The organism is Ruegeria sp. F11, from assembly GCF_056533855.1.
Map to the genome: position 1 here is coordinate 12,435 of NZ_JBQFOW010000008.1, position 22,257 is coordinate 34,691.

At 59.0% G+C, this 22,257-nt stretch carries 13 protein-coding genes; 7 read left to right on the forward strand and 6 right to left on the reverse strand.

From position 1 onward, the window contains the following. Window positions 1-8 precede the first annotated feature (8 nt). Together ACR0NJ_RS11950 and trhA are read left to right on the forward strand one after the other, a co-directional pair. Window positions 9-2,390, forward strand: a complete 2,382-nt coding sequence (locus tag ACR0NJ_RS11950) for a fatty acid cis/trans isomerase (protein WP_480817357.1) — start codon at window positions 9-11, stop codon at window positions 2,388-2,390. A 63-nt stretch (window positions 2,391-2,453) separates the two neighbouring features. Beyond that, window positions 2,454-3,122, forward strand: a complete 669-nt coding sequence (trhA, locus tag ACR0NJ_RS11955; protein ID WP_480817358.1) for a PAQR family membrane homeostasis protein TrhA — start codon at window positions 2,454-2,456, stop codon at window positions 3,120-3,122. A 30-nt stretch (window positions 3,123-3,152) separates the two neighbouring features. Here the strand turns inward: trhA and ACR0NJ_RS11960 are convergent, their stop codons facing one another. Further along, on the reverse strand, window positions 3,153-4,097 hold the full coding sequence (locus tag ACR0NJ_RS11960; protein ID WP_480817359.1) for an aldose epimerase family protein: 945 nt from the start codon (window positions 4,095-4,097) through the stop codon (window positions 3,153-3,155). Next, window positions 4,094-5,551, reverse strand: coding sequence for a xylulokinase (gene xylB, locus ACR0NJ_RS11965; protein ID WP_480817360.1), 1,458 nt, complete (start codon window positions 5,549-5,551; stop codon window positions 4,094-4,096). Before xylB ends, ACR0NJ_RS11960 begins: the two co-directional genes overlap by 4 nt. A gap of 147 nt (window positions 5,552-5,698) precedes the next feature. Here xylB and ACR0NJ_RS11970 point away from each other — a divergent pair, with 147 nt between their 5' ends. The 3 genes from ACR0NJ_RS11970 (at window position 5,699) to ACR0NJ_RS11980 (ending at window position 11,474) form a co-directional block, all read left to right on the forward strand. After that, complete coding sequence (locus ACR0NJ_RS11970) at window positions 5,699-7,348, forward strand: tetratricopeptide repeat protein (protein WP_480817361.1); 1,650 nt, start codon at window positions 5,699-5,701, stop codon at window positions 7,346-7,348. A 292-nt stretch (window positions 7,349-7,640) separates the two neighbouring features. Continuing rightward, a complete protein-coding gene (locus ACR0NJ_RS11975) occupies window positions 7,641-10,388 on the forward strand; it encodes a coiled-coil domain-containing protein (RefSeq protein ID WP_480817362.1) in 2,748 nt (915 codons plus the stop codon). Window positions 10,389-10,415: 27 nt separating this feature from the next. Further along, window positions 10,416-11,474 (forward strand): TAXI family TRAP transporter solute-binding subunit, encoded by a 1,059-nt coding sequence (locus ACR0NJ_RS11980; RefSeq protein ID WP_480817363.1) that lies wholly within the window; start codon window positions 10,416-10,418, stop codon window positions 11,472-11,474. Window positions 11,475-11,497: 23 nt separating this feature from the next. On the opposite strand, the gene ACR0NJ_RS11985 is transcribed toward ACR0NJ_RS11980, so the two are convergent. From ACR0NJ_RS11985 to ACR0NJ_RS12000, 4 genes are all read right to left on the reverse strand, one after another. Next, window positions 11,498-13,264 (reverse strand): AAA family ATPase, encoded by a 1,767-nt coding sequence (locus tag ACR0NJ_RS11985; RefSeq protein ID WP_480817364.1) that lies wholly within the window; start codon window positions 13,262-13,264, stop codon window positions 11,498-11,500. 227 nt (window positions 13,265-13,491) lie between these two features. Beyond that, complete coding sequence (locus tag ACR0NJ_RS11990) at window positions 13,492-15,510, reverse strand: tetratricopeptide repeat-containing protein (protein ID WP_480817365.1); 2,019 nt, start codon at window positions 15,508-15,510, stop codon at window positions 13,492-13,494. 12 nt (window positions 15,511-15,522) lie between these two features. Further along, window positions 15,523-16,710: a patatin-like phospholipase family protein gene (locus ACR0NJ_RS11995; protein ID WP_480817366.1), complete on the reverse strand. Its 1,188-nt coding sequence runs from the start codon at window positions 16,708-16,710 to the stop codon at window positions 15,523-15,525. Between the two features lie 64 nt (window positions 16,711-16,774). After that, window positions 16,775-18,316: an N-acetylmuramoyl-L-alanine amidase gene (locus ACR0NJ_RS12000; protein WP_480817367.1), complete on the reverse strand. Its 1,542-nt coding sequence runs from the start codon at window positions 18,314-18,316 to the stop codon at window positions 16,775-16,777. 485 nt (window positions 18,317-18,801) lie between these two features. On the opposite strand from ACR0NJ_RS12000, the gene ACR0NJ_RS12005 reads away from it, so the two are divergent. Beyond that, entirely contained in the window at window positions 18,802-20,301 is a 1,500-nt protein-coding gene (locus tag ACR0NJ_RS12005; RefSeq protein ID WP_480817368.1) for an SIR2 family protein, read from the forward strand. Continuing rightward, window positions 20,298-22,256, forward strand: a complete 1,959-nt coding sequence (locus ACR0NJ_RS12010) for an nSTAND1 domain-containing NTPase (protein WP_480817369.1) — start codon at window positions 20,298-20,300, stop codon at window positions 22,254-22,256. Before ACR0NJ_RS12005 ends, ACR0NJ_RS12010 begins: the two co-directional genes overlap by 4 nt. Window position 22,257: the final 1 nt, after the last annotated feature.

A 22,257-nucleotide genomic window follows, 5' to 3' on the forward strand; every position in this document is an offset into this window, starting at 1 on the left:
AGCGGATATTGAAAACGCGACCGTCGATCATCCGGGCAATTCCAAAAGGCTTTGCCGCTGCGTTCTTTCTACTGTGCTGCACGCCTGTTTGGTCGCAGTCGGATGGCAGCAATTCTGAATCCGAAGGTTTCATCACACCCGCCCCTTTGCCCGAAACGGATTGGGCCAAAGTCAAAGGGGTTTTGGATCAGCGCTGCGTGGTCTGCCACAGTTGCTATGACGCGCCTTGCCAGCTAAAACTGACATCCTCCGCAGGGCTGCTGCGTGGCGGCTCAAAAGAGGCGGTCTATCACACGCAACGCCTGAATGACGCGCAGCCGACGCGGCTGGGGACTGATGCTCAATCGGTGACGGAATGGCGCGATTTTGGTTTCCACACTGTTTTGCCGGGACCCGGAGCACCAACGGGTGTTGCGAACCTGCTTGAGCGCTATCTCAATCTAGGTCGCGACAAGCCCTTGGAACCCAACGCCCCTGTTCCCGACGAACTTGCCCTTGCCCTCGACCGCCCCCTCTCCTGTCCCACTCCCCAGGAGTTCGAGGCGTTTCGAGACAGTCACCCGCTTGCCGGGATGCCTTATGCCACCGCACCACTTTCGGACAGCGAGTTTCAGACCCTGATCACCTGGCTGCGCGACGGGGCATCGCTGCCCGCTGCCTCAGCCGATCTTCCCGGCGACATCACCGAACAGATCGCCGCGTGGGAGGGATTTCTGAACACGCCCGCCCCCCGCAACCAGTTGATGAGCCGGTACCTGTACGAGCATCTATTCCTCGCCCGGCTTCACTTTCCGGGCGACGACCCGCGCCGGTTCTTCCAACTCGTCCGCTCAGCGACCCCGCAAGGCGAAGCGGTCGAAGTGATCGCCACGCGCCGTCCCTTTGACGATCCGGGCAACGCCCCGTTCTACTATCGCCTGCAGCCTGTGGACGAGACCATCGTGCATAAAGAACATCTCGTCTACAGCCTCGGCCCGGACCGGATGGCGCGCTTTCAGGACTTGTTCCTGACCCCCGACTGGGCATTGACGGACCTGCCGCCCTACGGCGACGCCGAAGGCGGCAACCCGTTCAGCACCTTCGCGCCTATTCCGCCTCGTAGCCGCTATCAGTTCATGCTGGACGACGCCCTGTTCTTTGTTCGCAGCTTCATCCGGGGACCGGTCTGCCACGGCGAAACCGCCGTTGACGTGATCGAAGACCGGTTCTGGGTCAGCTTCCTTGATCCGGACTTCGATCTGTCGATTACGGACCCAGACTATTTAGATGATGGTGCGGTGCATCTTGAACTGCCTGTTGCACAGGTCGAGCGTGGGCTATTGGGCAACCTTCAGGGGGTCTCTCACAAAAACCAGATCCGGTATCTCGAATTCCGAGATCTGCGGTATCGGGACACTCCGCTGCACGACGCGGGCTTCGAATATGATGCCATCTGGGACGGTAACGGAATAAACCCCAACGCGTTGATCACCGTGTTTCGCCACTTTGACAACGCCTCGGCCATGACCGGGTTTCATGGCGGCATCCCCGAAACGGCGTGGGTTATCGACTACCCGATTTTCGAGCGGATTTACTACGATCTTGTCGCCGGATATGACGTGTTCGGACGTGTGGAACACCAGCTTGCCACTCGGCTTTACATGGACGAGCTGCGCATGGAGAGCGAGGATTTGTTCCTGACCTTCCTGCCGCGCGAGGTCCGGCCCGCACTGCACGCAAGCTGGTACAAAGGCCTTTTGGCCGAGATCCACACCTACTGGCACCAACGCCGCGTCGATGACAGTTTTGCCACCGGGATCGACTTCGCGACAGAGACCCCGAAACAAGAGTTCCTGTTGGCCCTGCTTGAACGCGGCAACGGGCTATGGGCGACCACGGACCCAATCAACCGATGCCCGGACGGCAACTGTCGGCCTGACCAGACCGGTCGCGTTCTAAGCACACTGGCCAACAAACCCGGAGATTGGGTGAAGTTCCTGCCGGACCTCTCTGTTCTTGTTGTGGAAACCGACGGCCCTGCCGAGATATTTACGCTCGCCCATGACAAGGCGCATGACAACGTGGCCTTTCTGTTCAACGAACAGGCCCGCCGGACGCCCGACGAAGACACTTTGACCATTCTCCCCGGGATAATCGGCAGTTATCCGAACTTCTTTTTCAAAATTCAGGACAATCAACTGAAACCGTTCGCAGAGGTCCTGACGTCGATGCGCACGCCAAAAGACTGGATAGATGTGGTCGCCGAATACGGCGTGCGCCGGACCAGCCCCGATTTCTGGGCCGTAAGTGATCAGATAAACGCAAGTTTTTTACAGAACGACACCATTCAGGCGGGGATTCTGGACCTCAACCGTTATAAGGATCCCAAACCAGACGACGATCCAACCTGATCCCTACGGCACGATTTCGTTATTGTTATTGAAGCGTTAGGTCTTCCGCCTTACCTTATACATATGTGGTCAGTTGCGCACATCCGACCGGCATACAGCCGGGCCGAGCGCCTGAGTGACGGTGTCGTCCATGTTTTGGGCATAGGCCTTGCCTTGGTCGCCGTCCCGGCGTTGATTGCGCTGACTGTTGCCTACCGAACCGAGACAACCGCCATCCTCAGCGCCAATATCTATGGCGTCTCACTCCTGTTGATGCTGGTCTTTTCCGCCCTTTACAACATGGTCGAAAACGACCGGTGGAGCGGGCTTTTGCGGCGGCTGGATCACTCGGCAATCTACGTCAAGATCGCGGGCACCTATACGCCGTTCATCATGCTGTCCAGCGTGCCCGCGCCGGGCTTTCTGGCGTGGCTCTGGGGGTCGGCCATCATCGGTACTGCGCTCAAAATGGTGGACCCCGGCCGCTTTCAGTGGTTCGCACTGTTTCTCTATCTTGCGATGGGCTGGGCCGCCGTTTGGGCGGGCAGTTCGATCCTGACCGAACTGCCCCTGACGGTTGTGGGCTTCATGCTGGCCGGCGGCGGAATGTACACCACCGGCGTGGTCTTTTACCTGATGGACCGGATGCCGTTTCACAACACCATCTGGCACGTCTTTGTTCTGATCGGCAGCGTTCTGTTTTTTGTCGCGGTCTCAATGCACATCTCGAACCTGCCCGCCCCGAGCGGTTAGGGCGCGCCACACTGGCCTGCCCTTTCCTCCTCAGCTTTTACCGGAAATCTCCAGCGTGAGCGTCTGGCGATACGGGTGATCCGGAGAATAGATAATCGACGGAAACGCAGGGATGTTCGGCGCATTGATATAGCCCGAGGGCTCGACACACAGGCCGGCTCCACTGTGGAACGGAACCGACAGATGCGCCGAGGAATACACCTGTGCGCCCGGTTGGTCGGAATAGACGGTCATGCTAAGGCCGGACGGAGCGTGGACGTCTGCGACCGGATCGCGATGATCTCGGTCGGGGACGAAGACAAAGTAATGGTCCAGATCCGTTGCCGCCTCGCCAACAGGTTTCGAGTGAGTGAAATCCAGCGCTCTTCCCTTCACCTCTCGCAGCGCGCCCGACGGTATCCCTTGATCGTCAACCTCTAGGAAGCGGTCCGAGGCCAGTTTCAGCCTGAACTCTGACACGGTGCGCCCACGACCCAACGTATAGTAATTGTGCTGCGCAATACTGATTGGCGTCGGACGATCCGGCTGCGCGGAGATCGAATAGGTCAGACGCGGATGTTTCAGTTGAACGCGCAGGTCAAACCGGACCTCGCCGGGGAAGCCGTTCTCTCCGTCGGGTGAGGTGAGGTTCAACACAGCCTCAGTCAGCGAGGTTTGTTCAAGGGTCCAGTACCGATGCGAAAGGCCAACCGTCCCGCCATGCAGCGTGTTCTCGCCCTCATTCGCTGTCAGGTTACACTGGGCACCCTCCAACTCGAACCGCGCGCCGCTGATCCGGTTGGCGACCCGGCCGACGATTGCGCCCATATAGTACGGGTCTGTCAGATAGTCTTCGGGTGTCTCATAGCCTAGGATCAGCGGCGTCTCCCCCAGCCACCACCCTTGGGTGATCGCGCCGTAGTTCAGAAGGGCCACGGACATGTCACCGTCTTCCAGCACAACCCTTTTGATCTCCGCGCCCTGTCCCATCGTCATCGTACCGCCAGAGGCGATAGCGCGGCGTAAAACTGCCTGAAACGCTGATACTCGGCTTCATATGCGGTAACCAGATCGTCACGCGGCTCAATGAGTTCGGCAATATCGGGCGGTGTCATGATGTCGTCCACATCCGCCCCGCTCGCGGCGCAGGCGGCGAGTTTGGCGGCTCCGATGGCCGCTCCGAATGCGCTGCCTTTGGGCAGGGCCAGCGGTGTATTCAACACGGTCGCCAAGGTTTCCAGCCAAAATCGGGATCGCGCCCCGCCGCCCACTGCCAGCAGACTGCCCGGCGCGGTTCCGGTGCTTTTCAACGCGTCGAGGCAATCGCGCATGGCGAACGCAACGCCCTCCATCACCGCGCGGGTCAGATCGGCGGGCTCGGATGAGACATCCAGCCCCAGAAAAGCACCCCGGATGTCGCTGTCGTTATGCGGAGTCCTCTCGCCCGACAGATAGGGCAGAAAGGTGATCGCAGACGGCCCGCCAACCTTGTCCGGCAGAGCCGAGGCCAGCGTGCCTACCGGCTGCCCAAGATTGCGCGACAGCCAGTTCATGCTGTTTGTCGCCGACAGAATAACGCCCATCTGTATCCAGCGCTCGGGCACTGCGTGGCAAAAGCAGTGCACGGCGGTCTCCGGCGCGGGCGCGTAGCGGTCTTTCGAAACCAGCAGAACGCCCGAAGTGCCCAAAGACAGAATTCCGGTGCCCTCATTGACACTTCCGATCCCGCAGGCTGCCGCTGCATTGTCCCCGGCCCCGCCTGCAACAACGACCGGTCCGGGCAGACCCCATTCCTGCAAAAGTTCGGGCCTCAGCTCTCCGCCCGGTGCGCTGCCTTCGACCAGACGCGGCATCTGATCTGTGGTCATGTGGCTCAGCCCAAGTGCCGTGTCCGACCATTTCCGCTGCCCGACATCCAGCCATGCGGTGCCGGCGCTGTCGGATAAGTCGCTGATGTAGTCACCGGTCAGCCAGAACCTTAGATAGTCTTTCGGAAGCAGAACTTTTGAGACCCTGGCAAAGATATTCGGTTCGTTCGCGCGCACCCATTCCAACTTGGGGGCGGTGAAGCCGGGGAAGACGATATTGCCGGTCACCGCGCGCATCTCAGGAATCCGGTCAAGCGCGGCGGCTTCCTGCGCTGACCTCGTGTCGTTCCACAGAATGCAGGGCCGCAGGACCGTCCCGGCTTCATCGAGCAAGGTCGCCCCGTGCATATGACCGCTCAGCCCGATACCGCGCAGGGCGGAAAACGCTGCTGGGCTGGTATCCCGCAGGACCGCGACAACATATTTGCAAGCCTCGATCCAATCATTCGGGGATTGCTCGGACCAACCGGGATGCGGAGTCGAGGTTTCAATGGCCGCTTCAGCCTCGGCTTCAACCTGACCGGCCTCATCGACCAGAATGGCCCGAAGACCTGACGTTCCCAAATCCAAACCCAGATACACGCGCGTCTTTCCTTTTTGACCGTGCAGCAGCCCCTAAGCTCAGGGCGCATAGTACTCACACTATAAGGCAACCACCGCAATCCTGTGCCCTTTTGTGGACCTAGGCGGATGGTGTACCCTGACCGGATACAGGGGAAGGAGGCCGCTATGATGGATTATTATGATCTTGGCACATACTCTCGACCGGTTTCGACGTCGTCCACGGAAGCTCAATTGTGGTTCGACCGGGGATTGGCCTGGACCTACGCCTATAACCATGAAGAAGCGATCGAGTGCTTTCGCAAAACGCTCGCCGCTGATCCCGACTGTGCGATGGCAAGTTGGGGCATCGCCTACTGCATCGGCCCCAACTACAACAAACCCTGGGAGACCTTCGAGGACGACGAAAAACCCGATTGCATCGAAGTCGCAAAAAACGCCATCGAAGCGGCGCACAGGATGCCGGACAAAGTAACCCCAGTCGAGCGCGCGTTTATCGAGGCCCTGCCAGCGCGGTATCCAGCAACCTCGGATATCGAAGATTTCAGCCCATGGAATGATGCCTTCGCCGACGCAATGCGCAAGGCCTATGAAAAACACCCCGATGATCTGGATATTTGCGCGGTTTTTGCCGAAGCGATCATGAACCGCACGCCTTGGCAGCTTTGGGATCTGCCAAGCGGCGAGCCAGCCGAAGGCGCGGATACGCTAGAGGCCATTGCCGTGCTCGACAAAGCTTTCGACACGCTACCCGGTGCATGGCAACATGCCGGTCTGCTACACATGTATATCCACCTGATGGAGATGTCGCCGCACCCCGAACGCGCCCTGCGGCATGGCGATGCGCTCAGCACTCTGGTGCCGGATGCGGGGCATCTGTTGCACATGCCATCCCATGTGGACGTGCTGTGTGGGGACTACATGAACGTGGTCCTGCGCAACGAAGCGGCGATTGTGGCGGACCGGAAGTTTCTGGCGCGTGCCGGGGCAGACAACTTTTACTCGGTCTACCGGTGTCACAACTACCACTTCAAAATCTACGGCGCGATGTTTCTGGGCCAACCCAACGCGGCGCTGGAAGCTGCCAAGGAGTTGATCGACACCCTGCCGACAGACACGCTGCGCCCGATGGCGGATTGGTTCGAGGCGTTCATTCCGATGAAGCAGCACGTGCTGATCCGCTTTGGCCGCTGGCACGAGGTTCTGGATCAGGCGATGCCCGAGGATCAGGACCTCTATAGCGTCACCACCGCCATGATGCGCTATGCACGCACGGTTGCTTTAGCCAATACCCATCGCGTTGATGAGGCCGAGGCTGAAAAAGCGCTGTTCTATGAGGCCCTTGAACGTGTGCCGGACAGCCGGATGCTGTTTAACAACACCTGCCGCGATATCCTGCAGGTCGCCGAGCAAATGATGCTGGGCGAACTGGCCTATCATAAGGGCGAGCACGAAGCCGCCTTTGACCATCTGCGAAAATCGGTGAAGATTGATGACGCCCTGCCCTATGACGAACCTTGGGGCTGGATGCAGCCCACCCGGCACGCGCTGGGGGCGCTTCTTCTGGAACAAGGGCAGGTCGCAGAAGCCGAAGCGGTTTATCGCGCCGACCTTGGACTGGACGCAACGCTTAGCCGCGCCTGCCAGCATCCGGGTAACGTCTGGAGCCTGCACGGGTTGCACGAATGCCTGACCCGTCGGGGTGAAACAATCGAAGCGGCGCATATCAAGTTGCAACTGGACAAGGCCCTCGCCCGTGCGGACGTAAAGATCAAGGCCTCGTGCTATTGCAGACAGAAAGACCTGGCGGCTGAGTAAACTCGAATCCCGCAGCCTGGCGCTGTCGGTTCAACGTCATTGATCCATGGGAACCGGCTTTCTGACTGCATGCGTGATTCGACTTTTTCACGAACTTGTGAGAGACTTGCTAAGCCGTTTTTTGTTTGGAGAGTGGGGGATGGCACGGCTTCCTCTGGTTTGTTGTGTAATTTTTAGTGTTTGTTTTAGTGCCTGGGCCCCTGCCGCATTGGCTGAGGACCCCGTTGAGCCATCGGCGGTTTCTGATGACTCACCGCAAACAGCCGCGTCTTTGCGAAAGATATTTTCGCTGTTGGAAGACGAAATCGCCCAAGCGCAATCCACCAAAGACAATCTGATCCAAGAGGTTGAACAGGCAGAAGGTGAACTGTCTGCCCTGCAAGCTCAGATCACATCTGCAGATGCCCAAAGGTTGGACCACGCTGCGCGTATTGCCGAACTGGAAGAAGCCCGGACCCAGTTGGAAGGCGAAGTTGACGTTAAGGGCGCGTTGCTCGCCGAAACCAATGCCGAACTCGAAGAGGTCGAGGCCAAAAACCAGACAGCCAGCGCCGAGCTTGCTGAGCTTCAAATACAGATCGAGACATCAAGGGGCGAGGTCAGCACCCTTGAGCAGTTGAAACTCGAAATGCAAGAGCTTGAAAGCCAGATTGCAGCAGACCGCACGCTTGCCGATGAATTGCAGACCGAAGTCGATGCGTTGCAGGACATTCAGGCCCAAGCAAACGCCGAGATGACGGCCTTGGACGAAGCCCTTGTCACCTCGCGTATTGATCTGGAATCCGTCACATCAGACCTTTCTGCCAAGCAAACCGAGCTTGAGACATTGAGTGCGGCGCTAGGGCAATCCCGATCCGAACTTGAGAGTTCTCAGTCCGACCTGTCGAACCTGCACGAGGAAATCGTCAGCGCAACAACGGACCTGACGCGCTTGCAGACGGCAGCCCAGCAACGTCGACAGGAAAAAGACGCGCTGGAAGCCGCGATCGGAACCGCTCAGGATCAGGAACAAGACGTGTCCGCAGCCCTGGGCGAATTGCAGCAGCAAGAGGCCGACCTGCGTGAACAGGTGCAAGCGCTGGCCTCGGAACGGGACCAACTGGCAACTGAGGCCGAAGAGTTCGCAGCCGTCATTGCCAATGCGGAACCGTCGCTTCAAGCGATGGAGAAGCGGAAGGAAACGGCGGGCCTTGATCTGCAACGCGCCACCGAGGAATTCGAGGCGTTGCAGACGGAAATCGCGACCGCCAAGGACACGCTGCAAGCTCTGCAGAATGAAAAGCTTGCGGCAGAGGACGAACTGGCGCAGGGATCAGATACACTTGCGTCCCTTCGTGCCGAAACGGAAAAAGCGCAGCAGGCATTGGCGGCATCAGCCTCGCAGGCTTCGAACGCCGCTACCGAATTGGAACAGGCAAAAACGGCCCTGTCCGACACCCGATCCGAGATGGCGACACTGGAAGATGAAATCGCCCAGCGCCGGGAAGAGTACCAAACCCTCGCCACATCCATCGAAGAAGCACGAGCCGCCGGGGCAGAGTCCGAGGCAGCCTCGTTGAATTTGGCGGAACTGGAACTGGAACGCCAGACCGTGGAAGATGATCTAGCGGTGCTGCGGCAAGAACTACAGACCGCCCGCGCCGAAGTTGATCAATCCCGGACCGAACTCACCAGCTTGTCCGACCGGCGCGACGCGGTATCCGCCGAGTTGGAAACGCTGGCGGCACAGCGCTCGGAACTTGAAGATGCCGTCCAGTCGGCCGCCGAGGAAAAATCCGCAGCAGAAAACGCGGTGAGCGCTTTGCAAGACGACCAGCAAGCGCTGCAGGATCTGACGGCCTCGATTGAAGGTTTGCGCCAAGAGCAGGACCAATTGACGGCTGAACTCGCTGCTTCGAACGAAGAATTGGAAGGATCGCAGCGTTCGATCACGGAAGCCAATGAAACTCTGGTCGAACTCAATGCCAAGCGGGATGAACTGCAGGCGCAGCAAACGGACCTTCAATCGGCAATCGAAGGGGAAACGCAGGCCAGATCGGACCTGCAGGCCGCGCTGGAAGATATGCGCCTTGAACGCGACAACGTTGCCGCCGAAATCGCCGACGCCGCCAGCCAGCGCGATGCCGCGCAGGCCGAGCTGTCAGAGCTTGAGGCCCGGCGGGACGACCTTACGGCCACAACCACTGCCGCGAATGAAGAGCGGGACCGGATGGTCGCCTCGCTGCAGCAGACATCCGAGGCTGCGGTCGCGGCAGAGGAAGAACTGACTCAACTGCGCAGCGACGTGGATGCGCGCCGCGCGGAACTGGTTCAGTTGACCGCCGAGGTGGAACTGGCAAGCGACCGCGCCACCGAAACCGCTGCGGCGTCGCAATCGCTGGAGGACGTGAACGCGCAGATCACCAATGCCGAGGCCCAGCTACTTGGGACGCAAAAGGAAATCACCCTGGCCCGCGAGGAATTGGACCGCGTGACCGCCGAGATTTCCGAGGCGGAAGCGCAGCGTGAACGTGCCGCCGCGCAGGTTGCGGAACTGGAAGCCCAAAAGGTTCAGGCCGCTTCCGACGCCGAGGCGGCTCGGCAACAGCAATCGGACCATCAGGCCGATCTTTCGGAATCCGAATCCAACGTCGCCACCGCCAAGGCCGAGCTGGATTCCCTGCGTCTGCAAGCGGCAGCCTACCGGGATGAACTGTCCAGATTGTCTGCAAATCTCGAAGAGTTGGAACGCTTCGCAGATGAGGCGGATTCGCGGTTCTCGTCGCTCAATACTCAGCCTCAGAACGCGCCCGAGGCGGAACCCCAACAGCCCGCATCGGTGACAACCCCGCCTGCCGCCAAGGTCGCCCGACCTGTGGAACGTGTCCGTTCACTATTGATCGGCGCACCGGGGCTGAGCGAGTTGTCTCAAGACACTATCGAGGACCTGATTGCAGAACTGGCCAGCGGCAGTTGCGCCACCGAGGCGCTAAGATCCGCGACTGGCGAGATCAACCGCCAGACCCTGCTTCATTTGATCAGGTCCGGAGAAATTTGCTAGTTTTCAAGGTTATTTTGGGAGGGTGAAATGAAATTATTTAAACTAAAGAGCATTTTAGCCAAGATTTCGACAGTCGCAGTCTTTGGGCTGACACTGCCGGTCCCGGCTTCGGCATTCGAACGGAACATCCTGACTGGCGGACCGACGGGCACGTACATTCAGATCGGGCGCGACATGAGCGATCTGGCCTCGGCCTGTGGCATCGACCTGATCGTGCAGGAAAGCGCGGGGTCGCTTGAAAACTTTCTGGGTGTCCGAAAGCGTCGCCACACGCAATTGGGCATCGTACAGAGCGACGTGTTGGAATACCTCAAGACCTATTCCAGCGAAGACCCCGAGATCGCACGCGCCATTTTCGGCGTTCGCATCGCCTTTCCCCTGTACAACGAAGAGGTCCACATTCTGGCCAAGCGCGATGTGAATTCGCTGTCTGACCTGAACGGTCGCCGCGTTGCGGTGGGTGTCGAGGATAGCGGTACATTTCTGACCGCCTCGCTGGTTCTTGATCTGGCAGGTGTGACCCCAGCCGAGCGTCTGACCATCAACGCCGACACCTCGCTGCAAATGCTGCTTGCCGGGGATATCGACGCATTTTTCTATGTGGCTGGGGCCCCAACAAAGATCTTCCAAACAGATCAGATCGACCCGGAAAAACTGCACCTGCTGCCTATTACCGACCCGACACTTGCGGCGGTTTATACGCCTTCAAAGATTGATGCCGGCACCTACCCGTTCCAGCAGGACACCATCGATGTGGTCGCCGTGAAGGCCGTGCTGATGACCTATGAATACGACCCAAGGCGCAACGCATATCACCGGCAAAGCTGCCGGGCGGTCTCGGACACTGCGCATCTGATTGTGAAGCAGTTCCAGACCCTGCAGCAGTCTGGCCATCCGAAATGGAATGATGTGGACCTGAACGATATTCCGCCGGGTTGGAACATCTCGGAATGTGTGAATGCCGGGCTGAGCGCGGACTACAATCTGGCCTGCGAACCCGTTACCGCAGCACCAACGCAGGACAGCATCGAAAGCGAAGCCAATGCCGCCTATCGCAGCAGAATTTGCGCTGTGATTGGTTGCTGAGACCAAGCTTTGCTGTGGTCGGCCTAACCCGGGCCGATTGCAACCCACGGCGAAGCGACCTGCGTCCCGCTGTTTTCGTCCACCGCCACAACACGCCATTGCTGCGCATCCTCGGGCGCTGTCAGCCGGATCGCCGAGATCGCAACGGGCTGCACGCTCAGCGTGATGTCCCCGTCAGCGGTTGCGAGTTCGATGCGATAGTAAGACGGGTCTGGCCCCTCTCCGCTGGTCCAGACAAGTTCGACCGTGCCGCCGGGCATTTCGTTCGAAAACAGTGGGATCGGTGAGGACGGCACGCCACCCTCGACTGGCGGCTGCAAGTCGCTAAGGCGGCTGGCCGCCCCGCTCACTTCTGGCCCGGCGGCTTGGTACCATGCTCTTGCCAGTTCCAAATCCACCGGCACGCCTTCGCCGGTCTCAAAAATCTGGCCGAGGTAATAGGCCGACCGGTCATGACCCGACAGCGCGGCGCGGGCAAAACCGACAACCGCCGCATCCGCGGTGGAGTCGGCAAGGTCCAGCGCGGCCCGGTACTGTCCGCTGGCAGTCAATTCGGTTCCGGTCAACGCATCTGAAATCCGGGTCACGCGAGCCTGTGCTGCGGCAATCTGGTCGGGATCAAAACTGGCAACGACTTCGCCGCCGCCAGAGAGGCCCGCCCAAAGCCGCTGCGAGGCTGCAACGGCGTCATCGCGCAAAGGCAGCAGGCGGTCGCCCACAGGTGTCCCGGTCTCGGGCAACAGCGCAACCGCCGCCACACCCGCCAGAACAACCGCACCAGCAAGAACTGTTTTCCGCCGCCCCGAGCGTTTTGCGGGCGCTGGCGCGTCCTCGGCTTTGACCTCATCCTCATCGGGTGCCGCTTGCGGGCTGTCCGGTGTATCCGACATGGGCGTTTCCGCCTGCTCGATCCCCAAAGCCGTTTCGACCTCCGAGCCCTGCTCGTCTTCGTTCTCAGGAGGTGACGCGGTGGGTGTGAACCGGCCCGTGCCGAAAATCCGGGTCAGCGCGACGACGCGGCGAATATGTTCGCGGTTGAGGGCGATCAACCCCTCTTTGGCTGCAAACTGCCGCACCCGATCGCACAAAGCATTGATGCGCGACGGAATGCCGTCGGTTTGGGCTGCAACCTCGGCAACAGCATCCTCGGTAAAAACGCTGCTGTCTGCACCCAGATTGGAACACCGCGCCTTGAGGTATCCCGCGACATCCTCTTCGCTCATCCCGCTGAGCGTAAAGGCCGGTCCAGTCAGGTCGGGGCGTTCGTAGGCCAGCACGTCCGTCAATCCGGGCTGCCCGACCAGAACGAGTTTAAGCATGGGTCGCATTCCGGCGCTTTGGTCGCACAAAGCGCACAAGGCCCCCAGGTATTGGTTGGGCAGCATATCGGCATCATCGACGATCAGAACCGGGAACCGCTTCTTGCCGTGAAACTTGTCCAACAGGGTCGACAGCTTCTGACGCTCAGTTTCGATGTCGCCGCTGGGTTTGTGCTTGGGGTCAAAGACCGACAGCACGTCGGCGTATACTTCACCCGAAAATGCGTCAGGATTGTACTGCGTTCCGATCGCCACATCCGAAAACTTGCGCTTGGTCAGTTCACGGATCAGGCGAGTTCGCCCGGTTCCGATCTGTCCGATAAATATCGTCAGCGGTGCCTGGCTGGTGACCGCAAAACGCAGACGATCAATGGCCAGCTTGTGGGCTTTGCTCCAATAAATCGGCCCGAGCGCTTCGGACCCGGAGACCGTGCCCGAGGATAACGCGGTTTGCGCCCTGGTGCCTTCCATATTCCCCCAACTCGTCAAAAGTAAAAATCAAAACATTCGTGGTTGGCCCGATAGCAGCCTGTGGTCATGTTACCGGTCAAAAATCCGGATCACATCCCTTGTGGTGACGAGGCAGGTCATCTTTGCCCCTTTGACTGAATAGAACCGTTAAATAACCCGTAGGTCGGCAGCATTGTGAATTCTGCCGGAAAACAGGCAAAAAATCTAGGAATTACTGGGGCGGGCACCTAGTTGACCGCAGCGGCAAGCTCTGCCGCAGGCAACAGTTCGATGCCCATGCCGTAGTCGCGCGCCAGGTCAACCATCTCTTGCGTGCCGCCCGGGCTATCGCCCGGCGCCTGGTTCCACAACGCGATCAATCGCGCCTGACCCGGTGGCGCAAGCAGGCCGAACCCAAGGGTCCAGATGTTGTTGCGTTGCCAGACGCTGTAATTGTCGACCTCGGATAGCCAAGATGGCAGGTCCGGTTCTTCTTGCAGAACCAGAACGCGGTTTTGGTCAGAAAGCGCTGCATAGATCTTGTTAAACCGGTCTATCCACTCAGCCCCGCCATCGTTTACTGAAGCTTTCATGTAGTCTTCCCGTGGCAACGCCAGCAACAACGTGGTTTCGATACCCAACTCGGCGCATTGCTCGTGAAAGATCAGGTCGCCGCCGCTCGCGCCGCCCGCAAAGCCCATAACGTTGTCGAGCCCGCCGGTGTTTTTTGCGATTGCGTCGCGTATCATCTGCGTTGCAGTCCCGATTGCTGCGGGCGAGTTCGGGAAACGCGGCGTTTCCCTGTTCGGCGCATCAACCCGGTGACCGGTGAAGATCAGCGGAATTGGATTGTCCACGGACTGGGCCCGTTCGGTCCCCATATTCTCGACTGTTTCGGCGGCTTTCGCGGCGACCTCGGCACGAACTCCGAGCCCAGTGTAAATCTCCAACTGCCGCAGAACAGTATCCCGTTGCTGAGCGCTGAGCCCCCCCAAGGCGCGCTGGTACTGACGGGCAACCGCATCGGGCCTGTCGATGGTGAGCAACGCCAGATCAATGCGGGTCAGAAGCAGCCATTCATCCTGTTCGTCCGGTTGTGTGGCCGCGTCCAAGGACACTTGCACCGCAACCGCCAACTCGTCGCGTTCACGTACAAGTTTTGCATGGCGAGCGTCGGCCTCCTCCTCGGACAGGAATGCGGCGCGCCAGGCTTCGACATTTGCGTTTGCGAGTTCCAGTTCGATGACCGTCAGAGCCAGTGCGTTAAAGCCCGAATAATAGTGGTTCAGATCGCGTTTGAAGGCAGCAGAATAGAGCTTCCGCGCCTCTTCCAAATGGCCTGAGGCCAGCGCGGCGTCGGCGCGGTCATCGGCTGGTTTGTCCTGCCAATCGTCAATCCACTGGCTTTTCTTGTTGCTGGCCATCAGCGACAGGCGTTCCGCATTGTCATTGGCTGTCTGCCGGTCCGCCTCGACCCGAGCCAGCGCCAAGTTCGACCGACCCGGCGCGCCGAGTTTCTGATAGCAGGTGCCAAGTTTCAGGTTCGCATGGACATTGTCGGGCTCAAGCAGCAACACGTGTTCCCACGCCTTGGCCGCGCGCCCATATGCGCCCAGTTCGAACAGAGACTTGGCGATCATGAACTGCCCCAACAACCCCCATTCCGGTTTGAAGCGTGCGATTTCTTCGGACAACAAAGACAGTTCAGACCGCCGTCGATCATGCAAGTATACTGCATGGGCTTCGTTGAAATCCCGTGGCACAGACTGGAATTTCAGTTTCTCCTGCGGTTGCACGCCGGGCAGCATCTGGAACACCGGGCTGTCGGATTCGTGGTTTCGGTGGCTTGACTTGATCACATGGGTCAAATCGTCCACGGATGCAGCCGGATCGTCCAGATCATAAGAGAGGTAACGGTCGGTTTTCAGATCGAAAGGCACCGGGTCGGGTTCCGGCGTGCCCTCAGCCGCCGTTCCGCGCAAGAGTATCGTGACCCGGTCACGCATCGCGTGGCGGATGCCAAGTTCGTAATACGCATTCGCGTTGTCGACGGTGATATCGGCAACAACCACATCCGCCGTCAGCAAGCGTTGGAACATGTCGCGCCGGATATTGCCTTGCGAGATGATGTCGCCAGTTGTCCGCCCCTCAATGTCGGAGGCCGTCAACGCCGGGCCGATCAGGGTGTCTTCGATCAGGTCGAAATCGATTTCCCGCCCGCTTTTGGCGGTTTTCGTCCCAAAGGGCCGGATGATGAAGGCGCGCATTCCAAGGCCTCCTTAGTCGCCGCCGAAATGGCTGAAAATGGACATGTCCACGTGTTTCTGCGCGTATGCCTTGCCAACCTTGCGCATGTCGCCAAGGAATTCCACCTTGTCCATCGCCTGCACGTTGCGTTCCGAGATATCGTGCAGGCCAAGCGCATCCAGACCGGCGCGGCTGACATCCGGGTTGTACCGCCCATACAGGAAATCCCTGCCGGTTGGCGTTTCGCGCGGAACCTCGGCGCCGGTCACCGGATCGCCCTCACGCGGTTTCATATCGCCAAGCTCCCGGTCGATCACGTCGCCAAACAGGCACCGGCCAAACGCGCGGCAGTTGATATCTTGATCCACGGCAGAACCGCCCATCAAAACGCCGGGCATCGCGGCTGCGTTCTTGGGAAGCAGTTCTCCGCGATCATCCAGATCAAGCTCGACCTTCGCGGCCGATCCCGTCCCTACCGACACCAGCATCAGCTTGTCTTCCCCTTTGGGCCAGTTCAGCCGGTAATGGGGCAAAGTGGCCATACGGTACAGCAGGAAGGCCGGGTTGTTGTACGGGGTCACGCCGCCATCGACAAAGGTGAAGGACATGTCCTTGTCCATCTCAAGCGACTCGGGCGGGAAATAGACCGGGGCCGCTGTTGAGGCGCGCACAAGTTCCCACAGGCGAATATCCAGGTTGTTCCGGTCGGCGTAGCCCGATCTGTCATTGTACTTGGCAAAAGGATTGTTCGACACCGGCCACGCGGAATCCGTCGTTGCGTTTCGTGTTACAACCAGCAGCAGGCAGCGCAAATCCTCGGACCCGAGGGTTCTGTCCATGTCTTGATCATTCACAAGCACCTTCTGCAGTTCTTCGCGCAGGGGGTCGGCCTCATAAAGCGCTCTCGCCCGTTTGAGCAGCCATTGCTTTGTGAACATCCGGCTTCCGGAGTTCACATAAAACTCGGTCAGCTCATCCACGGACATGCCAACCGCCAGACCGGTCGAAATAATCGCCCCGGTCGAGGTTCCGGCGATGTAGTCAAAGTAGTCCCCCAGCCGAAACGACGCGCCCTGACCTGTCTCATCGGCCAGTTGGCTTTCGATTTCCTTGAGGATTTCCAGAGTGATAATCCCCAAAATACCCCCACCATCCAGCGCCAGAAGGCGTCGTGGGCGTTCAGTGGAGTATTTTTCGCTCCAAACGTTCAAATGCGTCATGGCATGCTCCGATAATTGTCGCCGGAACGGGTCAAAGCCTGCGGCCAGACCGTAGGACCGCCGCTTATTTCCGGCTACTGATCATTCCCATCAGACGAATTGCCTTGTCGAGTTTACCAAACATGCCCCACCCGGTGATCAGAGCAAAAACACTGATCAAAGCTTCCGCATTGTTCGAAAGAAAATCGACGATGTCGCCCGAAAGACCCAGCTTCGGCAAAAGCACCGTCAGCAACAGCCCAACAATACCCGAAACGGATTTCTTTCCGTTCAAGGCATTGCCAATGGTCTGCCCCAATGCCGCGTTAATCGGCGTCAACGGAGGTTTACCGTCAGGTCCCTTGGTAACCGTTCCCGCCACATCCGCCGGAATGGGCGCGCCATCGTTGATGCCAAGGATCATCCGCGCCAGCGCTTTGTTGCGCGTTCTGGAGTCACTGTCATCGGAATCGTCCCGCAGCAGCAGGCTGGCGACCTTGGCCAGAGAACCTGCGGTATCCCCGCTTTTGGCTGCACCGGCGATTTCCAGAATGTCTTTCAGATCAATATCTCTGTCGGTAACGTCCATTTTCTTGTTCGGGCGCACGCCCGCTCCCTCAGGCAAGGTGTTCACAAACTCACGAAGGGCCGCCAGCCGGGTCAGACCGTCCGTATCGTTGGCAGCCCGCAGGCGCGTTTCTTGTGCGTCCATGAACGCCTCGGCCAAAACGCTTGGGTCGGTCTTTTTGATAGCCGCTATTGTCAAACGTCCGTTGATGCCATCAACGTCCAGCGGCTCTCCGTCGACGGTCAGCCCCAGCGTGTTGAATGCGGTCTGGGCCAGTTCGATCGCCGGTTTCACCCCCGACTGCGTCGCCGCGTCGTAGACAACCAGTGCCATCCTCTCGGGCATTTCACTGCAGCGGCACGCTGTGTAATAGAGGGCGCGGAATATCTCATCCGCTTCGGCCTGCGTCAGCGCATTCAGATCGTCTATCGACACCTCGGTCTTCCGCCACTCGGCCAGGGTTTCGATTTCAACCCCCAAATGCCCGGAGGACCGGGTCGCCCATTGTCGAACAAACCCATGCAGCTTTTCAAATCGGGCGTCCGGGGCACCACCAACCGTGGATGCGGGTTTCGGACCAGGCTCTGCCAGAGCAAGCAGTGAGACCGGCAGGCCACTTTTGAACCAATCCGACACATTGAACCCCGGACAGGCCTTGGCCGCGTATTCGTTGTGCCCGCTGATTTTCGCGATTGTGGGGAAGCGTTCTTTCTGGGTTCGGATATATTCCCTCAGCGCCGCGTCCTGCTCGGGCGTAAAATTATCTTGAAAGTTGTCATTCTCCGAAGACCCGTGCCCGCCCAACAGGCAAACCCCGATGGAATTGGCGTTGTGTCCTTTCGCATGGGCGCCGGCCTTGTCAATCGGACGACCCGCTGCAATCGTGCCGTCCCGGTCAATCACGTGATGGTAGCCAATATCGGCCCAACCCCGCCCCTTTGGTTTCGGGTCGGTATGCCAGCGGCGAATTTCCTCAACCTTTTCAGTGGTTTTCTTGCCTTCCATCCAGTTCGGGCGCGTCGCGCTGCAATGAACAATGATTTCCGTGATATTTCGCATTTGCTTCCTCCTGAATCCCTGTTCGGCCAGTCGGGCGGAACAGGCCCTTACTCTGATAAGGGGACATGTTGAGCATCAGCACCGGGCACGTTCCGGCATTTGTGCGTACGGGCGGCATCAAAGCTTCGTAGACAGAAGACGCATATATCAATTTCTTGCGTATCAATTTCTGAATTCCTTTGCCCCCACAAAACGCGTTAACGACTTGAAAAATTTACCTTTCCGAGGCCCGGCTTTGGGCACTACTTTCAAAATAAAAAAGCAATCCAATTAAATTAGTTAGCAGTTTACACGATTTGGCGCGGAAAGAGAAATCGGGACAAATTTAGCGTTCAGTTTCAGAACACCGTCGGTTGCAAAACCCTAGCAAAAGGCCTGAATTGATCTGGAAATTCACCTCGCCGACCGAAGCTATTGGCGACAAGTCACATTTTGATGTAATTTGGATTTACGTTGTGAACCAAACAGGTTGAACGGACGCTGCTTTGGATAGTGGAATTTCATCACTCAAGGTATTTGTCAGCTACTCGCATGATGATGAGGAGCATAAGGAAACCTTCCGCCAGCAATTGATCGATTTGACCCGTGGTGGTGAAATTGATCTGTGGGATGACCGTCAACTCAGCCCCGGTGACGCCTGGCTGCAGCAAATCCGCGAACGCGTCGAGTCCTGCGATATTGCGGTCCTGCTGGTGTCGTCCAACTTCCTCGATTCAGAGTTTATCTTTTCCGAAGAATGGGGCCGCCTGCTAAAACGCTGGAAAGCGGGTAACGTCCAGATGTTCCCGATCATTCTGCGCCCCTGCCGCTGGAAGGCCAGCGAAATTGCGGATTTGCAGGTGTTGCCGAAAGACGGCTTGCCAGTGGTTTCGTTCTCGACCGAAAACGGCGCGCGGGATCAGGCCTGGACGGATGTTGGCGATGCCTTTGCCGCAGTGGTTCAGGACATGAAATCAACCCCGGCGGCCCCAGTGCAACGAGTTGCGGCCACGCCCGTGCAGCCCGCGCCGGTCAAGACCGAGCCCACGTCGCCCTATGCGGATAAGTACAATACAATACTCCGCGCGCTGGATCTGGGGCGTGTCGCGGTGTTTCTGGGCGAAGGCGTGAACCGCCCCGACCCGAGCGTGTATTCCGGATGGCAGCACGGAAACCCAGATATCCCGCCGCTGAATGGTGAGATCGCCCAGTTCATCGCCGAAAACAACTCTCTGCCCATTGATGCTGACGCCTGCCTCGCCGAGGTCGCGCAGCGGGTTGCGGTGCGGGACGGCATCGCGCCGATTTATTCAGATCTGCACGATCTGCTGAACTTCGACTACGCGATAAACGACATCCACCGCGCCATGGCGCAGTTGCCGGGTGCGTTACGGGCCTCGGGGCGGACTGATCCCAATCCGATCTTTATCACGGTGAACTATGACGATCTGACCGAGCGTGCTTTTGCCGAAATTGGCGAGCCGCTGGATGTGTTGGCTTACTCCGTGGATCAGAACAATCGCGGCATATTCAGCCATATCTCACCGGATAACGAGACCAAGTTGCTCAAGCGCCCCAATGAGAATTCGGAATTCTCGCTGGGCGAGCATGAACGCCCACTGCTGCTGAAACTCGCCGGAACGGTCGACCGGGCCGAATCCGGGATCGAGCATTTCGTGGTCACCGAAGACGATCATTTTTCCTATGTGGTCGATCGCGACATTAAGCAGTTGCTGCCGCCAGCGCTGAAGACGCGGCTGTTTCGGTGCCACTATCTGTTTCTCGGCCATTCCCTGTCGCATTGGACATTGCGATCTATCCTCAGCCGGGTGTTCGGGCATGGCCGCCTGCCCGCACGCAGTTGGGTTGTGGACCAGACAAGCGACGAACAGGATCGCGATTTCTGGACCTATCGCAACGCCGAACTGATCGAGGCCTCGCTGCCCGAATTTGCCAATGGTTTGGTAAATTGGATCGGTGAAAGCTCTTCGTGGAAAAGGTCATGAGGTCCGATCCCTATCGCGGCCTGATGCCTTATCAGGAAGAAGACGCCGCTTATTTCTTTGGCCGCGACCGCGAGCGCAAGGTGATTGCGTCGAACCTGTCGGCCTCCAGATTCACGCTGCTTTATGGCCCCTCGGGCGTCGGCAAAACCTCAGTCCTACGCGCCGGGGTTCTGCGCGATATGCGCACCGAAGCACGCGCCAATCTCGACCGGCTGGGGCTGCCGGAGTTTGCTGTCGCCTGGCTGAGCGAATGGCGCGGCGACCCGAGCATCCGACTGGAACGGGCCGTCCGGGACGCCGTTGCGGACGCGATGGGTGGGGATGGCGGGCCTGTGCTCGGAGAATCGACGATTGACCGGCTGGAACAGTGGTGCGAACGCCTGAACGGCGAGCTTTTCCTGATCCTCGACCAGTTCGAAGAGTATTTCCTGTATCATCCGACCGACATCCCCGGCGATTTCGCAGATACGCTCGCCCGGATCGCGTCGGCCAAAGACCTGCCCGTCAACCTGCTGGTCTCGCTGCGCGACGATGCGCTCAGCCAGATGGACCGCTTCAAGGGCCGCATCCCCAAGCTGTTTTCCAACTACTTGCGCATCGACCGTCTGGATTTCGAAGCCGGGCGGTTGGCCATCGACGGCCCGGTGGAACGCTGGAACGAAAACCGCGAGGTTGACAAGGATCCCAGCGTATCGGTCGAGCCCGAGTTGCGGGAAGAGGTCCTGCGTCAGGTTCAGCTTGGGCAGCAGGGATTTGGCCATCGCGGCCGCGGCGTTGCGCAGGACGACGGGCGGAGCCGCGAGGAAATCGAAACTCCCTATCTGCAGCTGGTCATGCAACGGATCTGGAGCGAAGAGCGCGAGGCCGGGTCCAACGCCCTGCGGCTGCAGACCCTCAAGGACCTTGGCGGCGCGCAAGAGATTCTGCGCACCCATCTGGGTCGCGTGCTGAACCGTCTGGGGACAAGCGATCAGGATATTGCTCGCAAGGTGTTTTACTACCTTGTAACCCCCTCCGGGGCGAAAATCGCCCACTCTGCCGAGGATCTGGCGAACTACACGGATTGCGAAACTGCCGAAATCGAGGAGGTTCTGAAGCGCCTGTGCCAGCGGGAATCCCGCATCCTGCGCGAGGTCGTCGCCGCCGACGACACCATGGGCAACCGGTTCGAGATTTACCACGACGTTCTGGGCAGCGCGATCCTGGAATGGCAACGCGACATGATCCACCAAGCCAAAACCGCCGATCTGGTTGCCGCCAAAGCAGCGGCTGAGCGGCATCAGAGCATCATGCGGGCCGCGACACGTTTCAACTTGCTGCTTGCCTGTGCGGGGCTGGTGCTGCTGGGGGCCTTCTACGGAACCCGCGTCGCACTATTGAACGGTGCCCGCGATGACCTGGCTATTCAGTTGGATAAGCTTCAGGCCCACGCCCTCAGCACACAAATCCAGGCGGTCGTGGACCTGCAAAGAGAGAACTTTTCAGCCGGGCTCGGGCAAACTGCAGTGGCGTACCGGTCGGACCCTTGGACCGCCCTGACCAGCGCACTGCATCCCGAAATCGAGGCGGGCAGCGTTACCGTGCAGTCGCAAGGCCCATTCGTGGTCATCACGCTTGGCGCGGAAGATTTGTTTAGTTCCGGGGCAACCGAAATGAACGCAAATTACATTCCGGTCATTGAAAAGCTGGCCGGCGTGTTGAACACCCTGCCCGGCCCCATCGGAATTGTCGGCCATACAGACAGCGTGCCCCTGCGCGGTATCCGGGGGGGCAATACGCAACTGTCGTTGGATCGCGCGCAATCTGTTCTGGACGCGATGAAGGACAGTTTTCAGGACAACAGCCGGTTATTCGCCGAAGGTCGGGGAGATTTGGAAGCCATAGCGCAAAACGACACGCCGGAAGGGCGCGCCCGCAACCGTCGCATCGAAATCATCGTAAGAAAGGGGTCCTGAC

What these genes read in the sequence shown, in the direction of transcription:
- trhA (WP_480817358.1), top strand. Translation starts at nt 2,454, where the DNA reads ATGTGGTCAGTTGCGCACATCCGACCGGCATACAGCCGGGCCGAGCGC.
- ACR0NJ_RS11960 (WP_480817359.1), bottom strand. Translation starts at nt 4,097, where the DNA reads ATGACGATGGGACAGGGCGCGGAGATCAAAAGGGTTGTGCTGGAAGAC.
- ACR0NJ_RS11970 (WP_480817361.1), top strand. Translation starts at nt 5,699, where the DNA reads ATGATGGATTATTATGATCTTGGCACATACTCTCGACCGGTTTCGACG.
- ACR0NJ_RS11980 (WP_480817363.1), top strand. Translation starts at nt 10,416, where the DNA reads ATGAAATTATTTAAACTAAAGAGCATTTTAGCCAAGATTTCGACAGTC.
- ACR0NJ_RS11985 (WP_480817364.1), bottom strand. Translation starts at nt 13,264, where the DNA reads ATGGAAGGCACCAGGGCGCAAACCGCGTTATCCTCGGGCACGGTCTCC.
- ACR0NJ_RS11990 (WP_480817365.1), bottom strand. Translation starts at nt 15,510, where the DNA reads ATGCGCGCCTTCATCATCCGGCCCTTTGGGACGAAAACCGCCAAAAGC.
- ACR0NJ_RS11995 (WP_480817366.1), bottom strand. Translation starts at nt 16,710, where the DNA reads ATGACGCATTTGAACGTTTGGAGCGAAAAATACTCCACTGAACGCCCA.
- ACR0NJ_RS12000 (WP_480817367.1), bottom strand. Translation starts at nt 18,316, where the DNA reads ATGCGAAATATCACGGAAATCATTGTTCATTGCAGCGCGACGCGCCCG.
- ACR0NJ_RS12010 (WP_480817369.1), top strand. Translation starts at nt 20,298, where the DNA reads ATGAGGTCCGATCCCTATCGCGGCCTGATGCCTTATCAGGAAGAAGAC.